The organism is Rhizobium sp. SJZ105 (genome assembly GCF_007828365.1).
Taxonomy (GTDB): domain Bacteria; phylum Pseudomonadota; class Alphaproteobacteria; order Rhizobiales; family Rhizobiaceae; genus Agrobacterium; species Agrobacterium tumefaciens.
Genome location: NZ_VIUP01000010.1, coordinates 17,778 through 34,318, shown reverse-complemented (window position 1 = coordinate 34,318; position 16,541 = coordinate 17,778). Strand labels below are relative to the sequence as shown.

Genomic DNA, 16,541 nt, shown 5'->3' with positions numbered 1-16,541 from the left:
GATCATGCATTCCAAGGTTAAGCGCTATATGGAATATTTATTCCACGTTTCGCTTGCCGGCGATGTTTCCGGGAGGAGCTGGATCATCGTTGCTCGCGGGCCTGATGTGCCCGCTGCTGAAGCATTGACGCATTGCTCATGTTCGACGCACGCGCCGCCTGCTCCGCAGGTTGCGCGCAGGCAGATGCTTGCCGGCGTGTCGGAGCAATGTTGCGGCCATATGGGGAGGAATAATGGCTCTTTTAAGCGAATCAACGAAGGCGGAGGCACTGGGGCGTCCCACAGCGACCGCGCCTTCGGCATGGCAGGCCTGGCGATATCGCCTCAAGGTCGCGCTCAGGGAGCCGACGACGCTCATCGGCGTGCTGACGGCGTTACTTTTCACCTATCTGATCGTCGTTCCGATCATCTCTATCGTTCTGGATGCCGTCCGTGTCCAGTTCGGCCACGAACGGCGTCTTGGCAAGGATGTCGGTGACCTCACGCTCTATTATCTCGACAGGGCGTTCTTCTCGCCCGTCGCAACGGATCTTTTCTGGCATCCGCTCTTCAACACGCTCACCGTCGCTTTGGGGGCGATTGCGCTTTCGCTTGTTATCGGCACGGTGCTTGCCTGGCTTATCAGCCGCACGGACATGTTCGGTCGCCGCTGGTTCGCTACCGCGCTGATCGTGCCCTACATGCTGCCCGCATGGACCTTCGCTCTCGCCTGGACGACGCTGTTCAAGAACCGCACCGTTGGCGGCCAACCCGGCTGGTTCGAGGCGATGGGCCTTACACCGCCGGACTGGGTGGCCTATGGGCGCTTCCCGATCACCATCATCCTTGCCCTGCATTATACACCTTTCGTTATCCTGCTGTTCGGCTCGGCGCTGCGCCGCTTCGACTCGCAGCTGGAGGATTCGGCACGCATTCTCGGCGCTCATCGCTATCAGGTGGCTTTGCAGGTCATCCTGCCCTTGATGCGCCCGGCGCTGCTCTCTTCCATGGTGCTGATCTTTGCAAAGTGCCTTGGCGAATTCGGCGTACCCTATGTTCTCGGGCTTCCCGTGAAGTTCGAAGTCCTCTCGACATCGCTGTTCCGCAGCATCGCCTCGCGCCAGACCGGCGTTGCCGGTGTCGTTGCTGCCTCGATCATGCTCATCGGCATCATCACGCTGATGATCGATGCCCGCCTGGTTCGCGAAGCCCGCCGTTTCGTGACGATCGGCTCGAAGGGGTCGATGAACCGGCAAAGCCGCCTCGGCAAAATGCGTCTTCCGGCAACGGGCTTTGCGGCCGCTGTTTTCATTCTCAGCGTCGGCCTGCCTTTGCTCACCCTCGCTCTCTCGACCGTCATGAAGATGCCGGCCAAATTCACGTTCGACAATTTCACGCTCGATTACTGGATCGGCAGCAATCTCAACACGGTGGCCTTGCAGACCGGCGTTCTTTTAAGCCCCGATCTATGGGCAGCCGCGAAGAACACGATGATGATCGTTGGTCTTGCCTCGCTCGCATCTGGCGTCCTCGGCCTTCTGGTCGGGTATGTCGTCATCCGCACGCCGGTGCGCGCCCTGTCGGTCTATCTGCGTCAGGTCACGTTCCTGCCCTATCTTGTGCCCGGCATCGCCTTTGCCGCCGCCTATCTCTCGCTCTTTGCGGTTCCGCGCGGGCCGATGCCGGCGCTCTACGGCACGGTGACGATCCTTATCCTCGCACTGATTGCCGACCAGATGCCCTATGCCTCGCGCGCCGGTATCTCGGCCATGACACAGCTTGGAAAGGACCCGGAAGAGGCAGCACAGATTGCCGGTGCCGGTTGGTTCCGCCGCATGGTCTCGATCGTCATCCCGATCCAGAAGGGATCGCTGGTGACGGGGGTTCTCCTGCCCTTCATCTCGGGCATCAAGGGCTTGAGCCTGTTCGTGATCCTCGCGGTGCCGAGCACGGATGTTCTGACCACCTATTCGCTGCGGCTGGTCGACTACCACTATACGCAGGCCGCAAACGCCGTGGTGCTGATCATCGCTGGCATTGCCTATTTCGGTACCCTGTTGGCCCAGAAGCTGACCCGCACAAATCTTGCAGAAGGACTTGGAAGCTGATGCCTACCATCAACCTGCGCGGGGCGCAGAAGAACTACGGCGTGAATTCCGCAAATGCGGTTTCCGATCTCGATCTCGAAATCCGCGACGGCGAATTCATGTGCCTGCTTGGCCCTTCCGGCTGCGGCAAGACCACGACGCTGCGCATGATCGCGGGTCTTGAAAACCTCTCCGGCGGTGAAATCCGTGTCGGCGACAGGGTAATAGATTCCGTCAATGACGGCATATTCGTGCCGCCGGAAAAGCGCGAAATGGGGCTCGTCTTCCAGAGCTACGCGCTCTGGCCACATCTGACCATCGAGCGCAACACCGATTTCGGCCTGCGCCTGCGCAAGCTGCCGAAAGCCGAGCGGGAGGCACGCGTCGAGCGCGTCATGCAGGCGCTCGACATTGCCAAGTACCGCGACCGTTATCCGTCACAGCTTTCCGGTGGGCAGCAGCAGCGTGTGGCGCTGGCCCGCATGCTTGCCGTCAATCCCGGTGTGCTGCTTCTGGATGAGCCGCTGTCCAACCTCGATGCCCGGCTGCGGCTGGAAATGCGCGCCGAGCTGAAGCGGCTGCACAAGGAGTTCAAGACCACCATCGTCTTCGTGACGCATGACCAGTGGGAGGCAATGACACTTGCAACGACAATCGCCGTCATGAACGAGGGCACGCTCCAGCAGATGGGTACGCCGAACGATATCTACGACCGTCCGGCCAACCGCTTCGTCGCCGAATTCGTCGGCAGTCCGCCGATCAATATTCTGACCTTCGGCCAGCCCGGCGTGTCTGATATCGCCGACAATGCGGAGGCTTATTTCGCAACACGTTATCCGCAGTTGCGCGGCATCGCCTCGGTCGGCATGCGGCCGGAGACGATGGGTTACACGGCAAGGTCTGAGGATGTGCCGCAGGGCAGCCTCTTCGGTGAAATGACGGTGACCGGCGTGCTTCCGACTGGCGGCAGCTGGATTCTCGAATTGAGGAGCGAGAACCACACGCTGTTCCTGACCACCCATGCCCTGCCGCGCGTCGATAGTGGCGACCGTGTGTTTTTCCACGTGCCTCCCGACGCCCTGCATGTGTTCGATGCCAAGGGGCAACGGATTACCGAAGCAGACGCCGTGCTGAGGAGCAGTAGCTACAACTGACAACGACGAAAAGACTGACAATCGCTTGCTGAAGGAGGAGCAGTATGAAGCGGAAAATGACGGGCGGCCTTAGCCGTCTCCTGTGTGCAACGGCAATTCTGGCAACGTTTGGCGGCGTGGCGAAGGCGGGGGAGCCTTTCGACCTCAACGCCCTGATCGAGGCTGCCAAAAAGGAAAAGCCGATCACCGTCTATGACAGCACAGGCAAGATCGTGGAAATGGCGAAGAATTTCGCCAAGAAGTATGGCGTGGGCGCGGAGGGTGCGAAGGTAAAGGCAACAGCGCAGCTGGAGATGGTCATCCGCGAGGCGCGGGCCAACAATATTCAGGGTGACGTCTCGATCATCAGCGATGCCCCGGCGGCGATGGCACAGCTTATTCCAATGGGCTTTGTCGAAAGCTGGTTGCCGCCGGATCTCGCTGGCAATATTCCGCCAGAATATCAGGATCCGCTGACCGTCGTCACCAGCGCCAATGTCTGGGCCTACAATACCGAGCTTTTCGACAAATGCCCGGTTTCCAATATCTGGGAACTGACCGACCCGAAGTGGAAGGGCAAGGTGGCGATGCAGGATCCGCTCGGCAAGGCATCCTATGTCGACTGGTTCAACCAGATGGCTAAGCATGGCGATGGGGAGGTGAAGGCGGCCTATAAGGCGCTTTACGGCAAGGACCTCGAGACCGCAGAGTCAAGCGCGACAGCGGCCTGGGTCAAGGCACTTGCCGCCAACGCGCCGCTGCTGACCGATGCCGATGCAGCGGCGGCGGAAGCCGTTGGCACGCCTGGCCAGAAGCAGCCCTTCATGGGCCTCATCAGCTCGGCGAAGTTTCGCGATAATGCCGACAAAGGCATGAAACTCGGCCTCTGCAAGGAGCTGAAGCCGTGGATCGGCTGGCTTTATCCAGGTGTCGGCCTGATCACCAAGGGTACGGATAGCCCCAATGCTGCAAAGCTCTTCATTCACTACGTCATGACTGCTGAAGGCATCGCGCCGCAGGCGATCGACGGGAAGATGTCCACCAACAAAGACGTGAAACTGCCCGCCGACGAACCTTCGGGTATCGGCGCCGTGCTCGACCGCGTTCTGCCCTACAGCATGGCCACCAGCCTGGAAGACTGGGATGCGCGCGAAACCTGGCAGGACTTCTGGCGTGTGAATTACAAGAAATAACGGGGGGACCGACACAGTGAATATCATGACCAAGAACCGATATGGTGGCGAGCGGCGGCGGATGGTGGCTTCAGCCCTTTCCCTCATCTTCTCGCTGGCGCTTGGCGGTGCTGCCCACGCGCAGGACGCCTTTAATCTCGATGCGCTTGTCGACGCCGCGAAGAAGGAAAAACCGATCACCGTTTATGCGGTGACCGGCAAGATCGTCGACACCGCACAGGCCTTCACCGCCAAATATGGCGTGCAGGCAAGCGGCAAGAAAGTGAACGAGGCAACTCAGGTCGAGTTGATGATCCGCGAACACCGCGCCGGCAATGTCGTCGGCGATGTCAGCGTCGCAACGGATGTCGCCTCCGCAATGGGGGAACTTCTGCCGGAAGGCATAGCCACCAGCTGGTCGCCACCGGATATGGAAAGCAATATTCCGCAAAAGCTGCGCGATCCGCTCGTGGTCGTTTCGGATCCGCATGTGTGGACCTACAATACCGAGAAATACGACAAATGCCCGGTCACCAACATCTGGCAGCTGACGGAGCCGCGTTGGAAGGGCAAGCTTGCCATGCTCGATCTCTTCGACAAGCCGCTTTATGCCGACTGGTTCAACCAGATCGAAACCCATCATGATGCCGATGTCGCCAAGGCCTATGAGGAGCTTTACGGCAAGAAGCTGGAAACGGGCGAAAAGAGCGCGACGGCTGCCTGGGTGAAGGCCTTTGCCGAGAACGCTCCCCTGCTGACGGACTCGAGCACGGTTGCCGATGCGGCGGGCGCTCCGGGACAGACCGATCCCTTTTTCGTCATCACCTCGGCGGCGAAATACCGCGATAATGAGGCCAAGGGGCTGAAGCTCGGTCTTTGCAGTGGCGTCAAACCGTTTTCCGGGTTCCTCTATCCCGGCTTCGGCCTGATTGCCGGGCAGACCAAAAGCCCGAATGCTGCAAAGCTCTTCCTTCACTATCTGATGACGGAAGAGGGCATCGCGCCGCAGACGGTCGATGGCAAAATCTCCGGCAACACGAAAATCGGTCTGCCGGCGGACGAACCATCGCGGGTAGCCGATCATCTCGACGAGTTGATGGCCTTTGATGCCGCAACAGCAGCCGACGACCTCGACAAGCGCGAAGGCTGGCAGGATTTCTGGCGTGTGAACTACAAAAAATAACGGCAGGGCAGACGCGAGCCTGCCTTGCCTTTTCCTTGGGAGGGGAACGATGAGAAGAAGCAGATTTTTACCGATGACGGCGATATCCATCGCCGTTGCAGGCATATCCGCAATGGGGGCTGCAGCCGAAGAAACCTTCGATCTCGATGCGATCTTGGCGGCGGCGAAGCAGGAGAAGCCGATCAATATCTACGACAGCACCGGCAAGATCGTGGAGATGGCCGACAAGTTCAGCGCCAAATACGGGTTAAAGGCGACAGGCGTGAAGGTTTCCGCCAACAGCCAGCTGGAAATGATCATCCGCGAAAGCCAGTCCGGCAATGTGCAGGGCGACGTGGTGCTGATCACCGATGCGCCATCGGCGCTCGCGCAGCTTCTGCCGGCGGGTTTTGTCGAGAATTACCTGCCGGGCGACATGGTTGCGAAAATCCCGGCGCAGTTCCAGAACCCGCTGGCAATCTCCACCAACGCCAATGTCTGGGCTTACAATACGGAAGCCTATGATAAATGCCCGGTGACCAACATCTGGGAACTGACCGAGCCGAAATGGAAAGGCAAGGTCGCCATGGTCGATCCCTTGAGCAAGAGCACCTATACGGACTGGTTCAACCAGCTCGAAGCCCACGGCAACGAGAAGGTGGCGGCCGCCTACAAGGCCCATTTTGGCAAGGATATCGAAAAGGATGCGGCCGCAGCCTGGATCAAGGCGCTGGCGCAGAACGGCCCGCTTGCCACTGATGGCGATGACCCGGTGGCAGAGGCCGTCGGCGCACCCGGCCAGAAGCAGCCCTTCTTCGGCCTGCTCAGCTCTGCCAAGTTCCGCGACAATGCCGACAAGGGCTACAAGCTCGGCCTCTGCACTGGTCTCGATCCCTGGGTCGGCTGGACCTACATCAAGCTTGGGCTCATCGCCTCCAAGACCAAAAGTCCGAACATGGCGAAACTCTTCGTCCACTACATACTGACGGAAGAGGGCATCGCACCGCAGATGAAGGACGGCAAGCTGCCGACCAATATCGACATCAAGATGCCGGCTGACGAGCCGTCGGGGCTGATGAAGGTTGCCGACAGGCTGATGGGTTACGAGTCCGCCACCGGCCTCAACGATTTCGATCGTCGCGAGGAATGGCAGGATGTCTGGCGCGTCAACTACAGGAAATAATCCAGGCTGGCGCGGTCCTGCCGCGCCGGTCCCTCCTTTGCGAAAAAAATAGACTGGATATGCCGATGCAAAGCCCTTCTTCGACTGAAAACAAATCTGGAAATGAGGAGGCGCTTTCCCGCTCGGTGCGGCTGATGAAAATCGCCGAAGCGGCGGCGCGTGCCGTGCGCGATCCGCTGCTGGTGGCATTCCGCTCTGATATGGCGGTGGATTACAAGGTCGATCTCCACGACATCGTCACCATTCACGACAAACGCGCCGAAGCCGCGATCCGCGCCGTCATTCTCGAACGGGAGCCGAATTCGGCGATCATGGGCGAAGAGGGTGGGCAGATCGGCAACGGCGAGGTGCAATGGTATGTCGATCCGATTGACGGCACGGCGAATTTTGCCCGTGGCCTTGCCTTCTGGTGCGTATCGATTGCCGCCGTCATCGGTGGGGAAGCCGTCGCCGGCGTGGTGTACGACCCCGTGACTGACCAGATGTTTTCCGCCGACCTCGAGGCTTCTTATCTCAATGGCGAAAGGCTACGCTCCCGCAGCGTTGCAGATGAAACCCGGGCGACGCTTATCACGGGCTATCCGGTCTCGCGCGATTTCCGGCTGGATGGGCGGGATGCGGCGCTTTCCAATTTCGGTGCGCTTGTCGAGACCTTCTCGACGCTGCGCCGGCCCGGTAGCGCTGCACTCAGCATCGCGCATGTGGCGGCTGGCTGGACAGATGCTGCTGCGGGCTTCGGCGTCAACGCCTGGGATGTGGCAGCAGCCATCCTCATTCTCAAGAATGCCGGGGGAACATACGAGCCGCTGACCTTGGGGAAGGTGGCGGAGGGGTCGGCCGATTTTCTCTGCCCCGGCTATATCGCTACGGGCGAGGGGGCTAATTACCAGACATTGCAGCGGGTGGCGCGATCCATATCCGCAAGCCGCATAGCCAGGGCAGCGATCCCGCCAAGCCAGACGGCTGCAAACGCCTGAACAAGCAAGGACATGACGGCCGCCACATCGGCGCCGATGGAGACAAGACATGCCGCAACCGGAAAAGACCCTATCTCGCGAACAGGAAACCGGCGAATTGCCGAAGCTCAGCCGCATCTATGAACGGCATCCTCTTTATGGCGTCGATCTCTTCATTTCAGGTAAGGAAGGCGCCAGCGATCTGAAGCTTCTGCGTGAAAACGGCATCACCACCGTCGTCAATTGCGCCGTCAATCTCGACTTCAACTTCGTGGAGCAGCCGCAGATCGTTTCCGATCATGAAGGCAGCGTCTATGGACCCGGCGAAATACGTTATTACAAGATCGGCCTGATCGACGGCGATGGAAATCCCGATACCCAGATGGTTGCGGCCCATTACATCCTGCGGGCGGCGCTCGAACAGATACTGCCCGACAAGCCGTCCTATCCCCGGCGCGAGCGCGGCAGCGTGCTGATCAATTGCCGCGGCGGCCGCTCGCGTTCCGTCGCCGTTGTTGCGCTCTTTCTGCATATGACGTTGCCGGTGGAATTCCCGACGCTCGACGATGCCATCAGCTTCGTACGCGTGAAGCGTGAGCTGCCTGAAAACGAATGGTACAAGGCGCCGAAACCGGTGCTTGCGGAAGCAGCCCGCCGCGCCGCCGGCTGGATTACCACGATCGATGCCGCCCACTAGAGCGGAGGACGGTTTTCACCGCTCGGCCGCTTCCTCGGTGATGCAAATGTGGAGACGTGCCGTGGCTTGCACGTCACGTCGCCATTTTGAAACGGGTTCGGGATTTTTCCAGCTCACGCCTCGGGAAGCGTGGTGTTCCAGACCCGGACCTTTTCGATGTTTCTGTCCGAGCAGGAAACGATCTCGAACTCGAACCCGTCGCCGGAAACACGTTCGCCGATCTCGGGAAGGCGATTGAGGCGCCAGAGGATGTAGCCGGCGACGGTGGAGTAACGATCGTCCTCGTCCACCAGATCGATATCCAGCAGATAGGATACCCGTCTCACGTCGACAGCGCCGTCCAGCAGCCAGGAACCGTCCTCTGCCCGTTCCGAAATCTGCGATTCCTCGCCTTCATCCGGAAATTCGCCGGCGATAGCCTCGAGAATGTCGGTAGGCGTCGTTATTCCCTGAAGCGTGCCGTATTCGTCGACGATGACGGCCATCTGGAGCGGGGATTTGCGCAGCTGCTCCATGACCTGCAACGCGGTGGCGCTTTCATGCACGACGAGGGGTTGGCGCAGCGAGCGCTCTAGGTTCAATTTGCCGTCATGCAGAAGATCGCGCAGCAAGTCCCTTGTTGCGGCGACACCGAGGAACGAATCCAGCTTGCCCTGCGCGAGCATCAGGCGGGAATGGTCGAGTTCCAGCAGGCGGTTCCTCAGCGTATCGTGGTCGGCGTCGACATCGAGCCAGTCGATTTCCGTCCGTGGCGTCATGATTGATACAACGGGGCGCTCGGCAAGCGTAAGGACACCGCGGATCATGTCCTTTTCCTCGGATTTGAACAGGTCGCTTCGTGCCGCCTGTGCCGCGATGACGTCGGCTGTCTCGCCAAGGGACTGTTCTTCGCCGACACGGCCGCCCAGAAGCCGCAGAATGGCATCGGACGTCCGCTCGCGCATATCACCGGCGGTGATGCGTTTTTCGCGATTGCGCCTGCCAATCTGGTTTGCCGCCTCGATGAGCACGGAAAAGCCGATTGCGGCATAGAGGTAACCCTTGGGAAGGTGGAAGCCGAAGCCTTCGACGATCAGGCTGAAACCGATCATCAACAAGAAGCCGAGGCAGAGAATGACCACGGTCGGGTGTTTCGACACGAAGCTCATCAGCGGCTTCGATGCTGCCATCATCACGGCCATGGCCACGCAGACGGCGGTAATCATCACCCAGAGATTGTTGACCATGCCGACGGCGGTGATGACGCTGTCGAGCGAGAACACGGCATCAAGCACGACGATCTGCACGATCACCTGCCAGAAGACGGCATGGACGACCTTGCCCTGTTTTGGCTTATGCGCGCCCTCCAGCCGTTCGTGCAGTTCCATCGTTCCCTTGGCGAGCAGGAACGCACCACCGAGAATGAGGATGAGGTCGCGCCCGGAGAAGGAGAAGTCCGCGACCTGAAATAGCGGCCGCGTCAACGTCACGATCCATGAAATCGAAAACAGCAGCAGGATGCGCATGACAAGCGCCAGCGACAGACCGACGATCCGCGCCTTATGGCGTTGATGCGGCGGCAGCTTGTCGGCGAGGATCGCGATGAAAACGAGGTTGTCGATGCCGAGGACGACTTCGAGGACGATAAGGGTAACGAGGCCGATCCAGATATTTGGATCTGCGAGGAATTCCATGGTCAGGGGCCTTTATGGGAACGGGCGCGATCGCAAAAAGCCCCGGACTGAACATCCGAGGTTGAAACCCGTTTCGTTGAAAAAAACAAGAAAGGACGAGGCTGGCTTCGCTTTACGCAAGCCAGCCTCGTTCGGTGTCGACTATCGTCGGTACTGTCGCCTTCGTCAGGCATATCGCGGAATTATCCCACTATCAGTCAATTCTTGTGCACGTGGCAGTAGCAGATTCCGGGCGGTCGGGGAAGCGTTTTGCGTGCATCATCCTTTGCGAGGCGGATTTGCAATCCTCCCTGCAAGGGCATTATCGCGTTTTTTCGCCGATATCCGAGGTGGTTCGCTTGTCGATGGCCTTGCCATTGAGGATGCCTCTCAGAACGTCGAGGCGCTCGTTGATAAGCCATCCATAGTAGTTTTCAACCGGCAGCAGGTTCTTTGCGCCTGCATCCACGGCCGTCCGCAGGCGTTCGGCGCGACGCCGGGGTTGGCCGACGTTGTAGAGGGTGGCGGTGATGCCGGGATTGCCGGAAATGTCGAAGCCTTTTTCCCTGTAGGCATCGATGGAATCTCGAAGGATAGCGGCGATGTAGATGATGCTCCGGTCAGGATCCATGACGTCGCGGTAGATCTCTTTCGGCCTGTCGGCGGAGAGTTTCGGCAGACCACTGGTTCTGTTTACGAGATCGGTAACCTGCAGCGCCGTCAACGGGCTGATCTGGCCAAGACCAAAGGTCTGTCCGGCATAGAAGGGCTGGAAGAAGGCCCGCTGGAACGAAATCGCTTCATAGCTCACGCCATCGACGACCTTGCCGCGGAAACTTGCATCCCAAACGATATCGCGGCAGCTCCATTGCTCGGATGTCGTGGCAAGCGCCGCGCAGGAGCGGAATTCCGGACGCTCGAGAAACGTCTTCAGGGCAACGCCCTGATAGCTGAATTTTATATCGAGTTCCGCATAGGAAATGGCCTTGACGTAATATGTCTGCAGGCGGTCCACGGCGGTGACGTTGAAAGTGTGTTCGCCAACGATAGCGCCGACGATATGGATCGGGTCGATGCCATAGGCCGCTCCCGCCTTCCTGATCTTGCCAAGTAGACCGGGTTCACTGTTTAGAAGATCGACCGTCTTGCGGAATTTTTCCTCATAGGTCGTGGAAAACGCCCTGGTCCTGATCGCCGAGGCCTGAGGTATTTCCGGCTGTTGGGCGGAGCGGTTTCCGGGAGGTACGACGACCATCTGCTGCGCTGCGGCATTTGAGGGCAGGCAGGCCAGTGCCAGAATGACAGCGGCCGCGCGGGTGGTCTTCGCAAACAGGCTCATGCAGCGTTCTCTAATATGTGGATTACTATTGCGTGACGGCCTCTTCATAGGCAGGCCGCCCCGGCGTGGCAAGTTCCCGCTGCTCACTTTACCGTTGCTGGCCGTTCAGATGCCGTGGCTACCCCGGCGTTATTCCAGTCAACGCCGCTCCTTGTCGGGACCATCGGAAGCGGAATTATCGGGTTCGTTAAAAGTCGAGCATTTTGTTTCATGTGAACTCAAATCGCCACCGGTAGGTCATGTCGTCAGGAGACGAACATGACCCATCTCATCAAATTGCTGCAAGCATGTTTCATTCTGGCCGTCGCGGGTTTCGCTGCGCCGGTGCAGGCGTCTCCTTCGATGCAGACTGGCAAGTTCACGTCGCAGCCCATCGGGCATTACGATTTCTGCAAGCGGCATACGGATGAATGTCAGCCGGTCAGGGAAATGCCGCCGCTCAGTCTTACGCCTGATGTCTGGGCTACCCTTGTTTCGATCAACAGCGCAGTCAATATCGAAATCGACCAGCGTTCCGACATGGAAGTGTGGGGTTACGAGGATTATTGGGAGTATCCCTATAACGGCGCGGGAGACTGCGAGGACCTCACGCTGGAGAAACGGAAACGGCTTGTGGATGCCGGTTTCCCGGTTTCCGATCTGCTGATCACCGTCGTCCGCGACGAAAAAGGCGATGGCCATGCCATCCTCACGGTAAGAACGGACCGCGGAGATTTCATTCTCGACAATATGAAATCGAAGATCTTTCGCTGGGACGAAACGCCCTATACCTATCTCAAGCGTCAATCCACGGAGCATGCCGGTCGGTGGGTGGATATTGAAGGCTCCGGTTCGCCCGCCATCGCCGCCCGCGAGGTTGGCCGGGCCACCGCCACCTCCGCAACCGCGCGCCGCAACATCCTCGACATCATCATGGGGCGTTGAAGCTTTCGCCTCGTTGCGGATCGGAAAGCCCCGGAGGGCCGTCCGGTCCGGATATGCCCCATGGTTCGTTTCACCGGCCTCCGAGGCCGGCTCCGGTTTCTTCATCAAACAAATGCAGGTCGGTCGGGTTGATGTCGAGGCCGACGACTTCGCCGCTCCTGACCTCACTGCGTCCCTGTATAGCGATGACCACTTCGGTCGATGTGCCAAGGGTGAGGAAGGTGGCCGAACCTGTGGTTTCCACGGCCGAAACAGGTAACGTCAGCGCCGCGCCGGTTGCGGTTCGCGGCCGGATGTGTTCCGGCCTGATACCAACGATGACACGCTTGCCGGGCGATAAGGGAGCCGGGTTTTTGATGGACTGCTGCGGCTCGCCTTCACTGAAACGCAGCTGAAGCGCCGCGCCGTCCGGGCTGACCGTTGCCGGAATGAAATTCATTGCCGGTGAACCGATGAAGCCGGCGACAAAACGATTGACCGGGCGGTCGTATAATTCCAGTGGCGTGCCCTGCTGTTCGATCACGCCGTCGCGCATGACGACGACGTGATCCGCCATCGTCATCGCCTCTATCTGGTCATGGGTGACATAGACCGAGGTGGCGTGCAGGCGGTCGTGCAACGCTCGGATTTCCTTGCGCATGTGCACACGCAGGGCCGCGTCTAGATTGGAGAGCGGTTCGTCGAACAGGAATGCCTGCGGGTTGCGGATGATCGCGCGGCTCATCGCCACACGCTGGCGCTGCCCGCCGGAAAGTTCGCGCGGATAGCGCTTCATCAGCTTTGACAGGCCTGTGGTGGCTGCAACCTCCTCTGCCGCCTTGCGGGCCTCTGATTTTGCCACGCCGCGCATGCGCAACGAATAGGTCAGGTTCTCCTCCACCGTCATGTGCGGGTAGAGCGCATAGGACTGGAACACCATCGCCACATCGCGCTTGCGCGGCGGCACACCGTTCATCAAAGTGCCTGCAATGCGCATGTCGCCGCTCGATATGGTTTCCAGCCCCGCCAGCGAACGCAGCAAGGTGGACTTTCCGCAACCGGACGGGCCGACGAGGGCGACGAAGGTGCCCTTCTTGATGGAAAGATGGATGTTCTTCAGCGCGTGAAAGGCACCGTAATATTTGTTTACGCCGGAAAGTTCGATCTGAAGGGTCATTTTAACGCTCCCGATGTCAGGCCGGAAACGATGCGGCGCTGCAAGAGAATGAACAGGGCAAGAATGGGCGTCACATACATGGTCGCATAGGCCATGATGTTGTTCCATTCGCTGGTGTTGGGGCCCATGAAGGAATTGAGGCCGACACTGGCAGGCTGCAATTCAGCCGCCTGGATCATCGATTTCGAATAGACGAATTCCCCGAATGCCTGCATGAAAATGAGAATGGCGCTGACGAGAATGCCGTTTCTGGCAAGCGGCAGCACGATGTTGAAGAAGGCGCCGACGCGGGAATTGCCGTCCACAAGCGCTGCCTCTTCCAGCTCCTGCGGCACCGCCATGAAGGTTGCGCGCACCAGCACCACGAAGAAGGGCATGCTTTTCGCCGCAATGGCGAGAATGACCGACAGGCGGGGATAATCCAGCAGACCCACTTGCGAGAAGCCGACGAAGATCGGCGTAATCATCAGGGACGCCGGCAGAACCTGCAGCATGAGGATGAGGAAGAGGCCGATATCAACCCAGACGTTGCGATAGCGCGCCAGCACATAGGCGCAGCCAACGCCAAGCACGGTGATGAGCGCCACGGCACTTGAAGCGATGAGAACCGAATTCCACAGATAACGGCCCATATTGCGGCTTTCCCAGACATAGGCATAGGTCTGCCATTGCGGATCGGCCGGCCAGAAGCCCGGCGGGTTCGCAAACATCTCCGAGCCGCTTTTCAGCGAGGTCAGATACATCCAGTAGAGCGGAAAGAGATAGATGACGGCAAGCACGATGGCGATTGCCAGCATCAACCGGTTGCGGGTCGTGATACTCATCCGCGCACCTCATGCCGTGTCGAGCGCACATAAACGACGGAAGCCAGCATGACGAAGACGATCATGATGACGGAGATCGTCGCGCCCTTGCCGAAATCATATTGCCGGAACGAAAGATCCCAGGCCCAATATTGCGCCACGTTGGAACTGTTGTTGGGCCCGCCATCGGTGATGGCGGCGAAAAGATCGAACTGCTGAAGCGTGAAGATCAGGCCGAGCGAGATGATCGCGCCGATGGTGGAACGCATCATCGGCAGGGTGATGGTGTAAAAACGCTGCCAGGCGTTCGCGCCATCCAGCTCCGCCGCTTCGTAGAGATCACCGGGGATGGAGGCGAGGCCGACAGAAAGAAGGATCATGTTGAACGAGGTGCCGAGCCAGATATTGGCGATGACCACGGCCCAGAGCGAAAAATTCGCGTCCGATCGCCAGAAGATATTGCCTGAGATCATGCCGCTTTCCCGCAGGAAGAAATTCAGCACGCCGAAATCGCCTGACAATATCCAGTTCCAGATCGCGCCGACGACGAGGCCGGGCATGACCCAGGAAACGAGGAACAGCCCGCGCAGCCAGGTGGCGCCGGGAAAGTTCACCCAGAAGAACAGCGCCAGACCGAAGCCGATGGCAAATTGCCCGGCAATCGAGGTGACGACAAAGGTGACGGTGTTGAAAAGGATCGGCAATGTTTCCGGTTGCCGGAACAGGTCGATATAATTCTTGAAGCCGACGAAGGGGCGCACGAAGGTGCCCAGGCTGAACATGTCGACTTCCTGAAAGCTCATGACGATGTTGTAGATGAGCGGCAGCCCCGCCATGACGAACAGGAAGCCCAAAGGAAAAGCGACAAGGATGAGGTCGAAACCACGACCGTCGCTGACGCTGGAAAACAGTTTTTTCATGAAACATCCTCACAAGCTCCGATCGGGGCCGCCGCTGCATTAAGCAGCAGGCAGCCCCACCGGGAGGAACCCCTTGGATGGGGCCGGATGAACCCGGCCGCCCGCCCAGACAGATCAGCCTTCGATCAGCTTTATCTTTTCAGCGGCCTGATCGAGCGCGGCCTTCGGCGTCATCTGACCCGACAGGGCGCCCTGGATAGCGTCCTGGATCGCCTTGGAAATCTTCGGCCATTCAGGCGAGGGACCACGCGGCTGCGCATATTTGAGTTGCTCGATAAAGGTCTTGAGCGCTTCGTCCTTCAGCGCGTTGCCGGTGGGCGGAACGGGAATATCGGAACGCGCCGGCAATTGCCCGAAGTTCTTGAACATGTCCTTGTCCTGCGAGGCGAAAAATTCGATGGCCTTGAAGGCTTCGGCGGGATGTTTGCTCTTGGAGAAGATCGCCCAGTTATAGTCGCCCATGGCCGAAGACCGCGGCGCGTCCGGCGTCGGAACCGGCAGTAGCGTCACGCCCCAGTCGAACTTGGCGTCCTTGAGCATGCGGTCGATTTCCCAAGGACCGGAGATCGCCATGGCCGCGTTGCCGGCGTTGAAGGTAGCGGTGGAATCCCACTGGCTGCGCGTCAGCGTATCCGGCGAGGCCAGCTTTTCACTGAGAAGGGTCTTCCATGTTTCAAGCGCTTTCACCGCGCCATCGGTATTGATGTTTTTGTAGGTGGCGCCGGCCATCTGCGCCCATGGCAGAAACTGGAAGGTGCCCTCCTCGTTGGCCTTGGCGCTGAAGCTGATGCCGTAAACATTCTTGGCGGGGTTGGTCAGCTTGCGGGCAGCTTCCACAAGCTCGTCCCAGGTCTGCGGCGGTTTTGCCGCATCGAGACCGGCTGCCTTGAACAGGTCCTTGTTGTAATAGAGTGCGATCGTATTCGTCGCCTTCGGAACGCCGAAATATTTGCCGTCCCATGTTACGGATTTCAGCGGGCCCGGAAAATAGTTTGCCGTCTTGATGACGTCCGACTTCGCAATCATATCCGTCACGTCAAGAAACGCGCCACGTGCGGCGAACATGGCGTGGTTTGGGTTGTCGATGGCGATGATATCGGGCGCGTTGCCGGTCGAGTAGGCGCGCATGGATTCGCTCACCACATCATCGAACTGCAATTGCCGGTATTCGATCTTGATGCCGTTATTGAGCTTGTTGAACTCGTTTACGAGGTTGGGTGCCGGCTGGATGTCCCTGTCCAGCGACCACAGGGTCAAGGTGACATCTTCCGCATGCGCCACCATCGCACTGGCGGATACGCCTGCCAGAACAAGCGCACCGGCGATCATGCATTTCGCGATACCCATAATAATCTCCTCCTCTTGGTTATCGTCTCTG

Annotated in this window: 14 protein-coding genes; 8 read left to right on the top strand and 6 right to left on the bottom strand. The window is 59.2% G+C overall.

Translation table 11 applies throughout. The annotated features are described in order from the left end of the window. The first annotated feature begins 233 nt into the window (after nt 1-233). The 7 genes from FB593_RS22285 to FB593_RS22255 all read left to right on the top strand — a co-directional run bounded on the left by FB593_RS22285 (nt 234) and on the right by FB593_RS22255 (nt 8,369). Nucleotides 234-2,087, top strand: coding sequence for an ABC transporter permease (locus FB593_RS22285; protein ID WP_112296036.1), 1,854 nt, complete (start codon nt 234-236; stop codon nt 2,085-2,087). Continuing rightward, nucleotides 2,087-3,220, top strand: a complete 1,134-nt coding sequence (locus FB593_RS22280; protein ID WP_112355402.1) for an ABC transporter ATP-binding protein — start codon at nt 2,087-2,089, stop codon at nt 3,218-3,220. Before FB593_RS22285 ends, FB593_RS22280 begins: the two co-directional genes overlap by 1 nt. 44 nt (nt 3,221-3,264) lie before the next feature. Next, on the top strand, nt 3,265-4,392 hold the full coding sequence (locus FB593_RS22275; protein WP_019566893.1) for an ABC transporter substrate-binding protein: 1,128 nt from the start codon (nt 3,265-3,267) through the stop codon (nt 4,390-4,392). A gap of 61 nt (nt 4,393-4,453) precedes the next feature. After that, nucleotides 4,454-5,554 (top strand): ABC transporter substrate-binding protein, encoded by a 1,101-nt coding sequence (locus FB593_RS22270; protein ID WP_112296046.1) that lies wholly within the window; start codon nt 4,454-4,456, stop codon nt 5,552-5,554. A 73-nt stretch (nt 5,555-5,627) separates the two neighbouring features. Further along, nucleotides 5,628-6,716, top strand: coding sequence for an ABC transporter substrate-binding protein (locus FB593_RS22265; RefSeq protein WP_112296035.1), 1,089 nt, complete (start codon nt 5,628-5,630; stop codon nt 6,714-6,716). Between the two features lie 59 nt (nt 6,717-6,775). Then, complete coding sequence (locus FB593_RS22260; RefSeq protein ID WP_035252692.1) at nt 6,776-7,693, top strand: inositol monophosphatase family protein; 918 nt, start codon at nt 6,776-6,778, stop codon at nt 7,691-7,693. A 49-nt stretch (nt 7,694-7,742) separates the two neighbouring features. After that, nucleotides 7,743-8,369: a dual specificity protein phosphatase family protein gene (locus tag FB593_RS22255; RefSeq protein ID WP_013762253.1), complete on the top strand. Its 627-nt coding sequence runs from the start codon at nt 7,743-7,745 to the stop codon at nt 8,367-8,369. Nucleotides 8,370-8,482: 113 nt separating this feature from the next. Here FB593_RS22255 and FB593_RS22250 read toward each other — a convergent pair whose 3' ends face one another. Both FB593_RS22250 and FB593_RS22245 read right to left on the bottom strand, forming a co-directional pair. Beyond that, nucleotides 8,483-10,042, bottom strand: coding sequence for a TerC family protein (locus FB593_RS22250; protein WP_003518172.1), 1,560 nt, complete (start codon nt 10,040-10,042; stop codon nt 8,483-8,485). A 301-nt stretch (nt 10,043-10,343) separates the two neighbouring features. Then, entirely contained in the window at nt 10,344-11,360 is a 1,017-nt protein-coding gene (locus FB593_RS22245) for a DUF1402 family protein (RefSeq protein WP_145166996.1), read from the bottom strand. Between the two features lie 258 nt (nt 11,361-11,618). Between FB593_RS22245 and FB593_RS22240 the strand changes: the two genes are divergently transcribed. Next, complete coding sequence (locus FB593_RS22240) at nt 11,619-12,284, top strand: transglutaminase-like cysteine peptidase (protein ID WP_013762255.1); 666 nt, start codon at nt 11,619-11,621, stop codon at nt 12,282-12,284. A 70-nt stretch (nt 12,285-12,354) separates the two neighbouring features. Here the strand turns inward: FB593_RS22240 and FB593_RS22235 are convergent, their stop codons facing one another. The 4 genes from FB593_RS22235 to FB593_RS22220 all read right to left on the bottom strand — a co-directional run bounded on the left by FB593_RS22235 (nt 12,355) and on the right by FB593_RS22220 (nt 16,510). After that, entirely contained in the window at nt 12,355-13,440 is a 1,086-nt protein-coding gene (locus FB593_RS22235; RefSeq protein WP_025595105.1) for an ABC transporter ATP-binding protein, read from the bottom strand. Next, nucleotides 13,437-14,264, bottom strand: a complete 828-nt coding sequence (locus FB593_RS22230; RefSeq protein WP_003518166.1) for a carbohydrate ABC transporter permease — start codon at nt 14,262-14,264, stop codon at nt 13,437-13,439. Before FB593_RS22230 ends, FB593_RS22235 begins: the two co-directional genes overlap by 4 nt. Next, nucleotides 14,261-15,163: a carbohydrate ABC transporter permease gene (locus tag FB593_RS22225; protein ID WP_003518164.1), complete on the bottom strand. Its 903-nt coding sequence runs from the start codon at nt 15,161-15,163 to the stop codon at nt 14,261-14,263. The genes FB593_RS22230 and FB593_RS22225 overlap by 4 nt, the downstream gene beginning before the upstream one ends. A 114-nt stretch (nt 15,164-15,277) precedes the next feature. Then, the gene (locus FB593_RS22220; protein WP_111828692.1) at nt 15,278-16,510 is read right to left on the bottom strand and encodes an ABC transporter substrate-binding protein; all 1,233 of its coding nucleotides are present in this window, start codon (nt 16,508-16,510) and stop codon (nt 15,278-15,280) included. Nucleotides 16,511-16,541 lie beyond the last annotated feature (31 nt).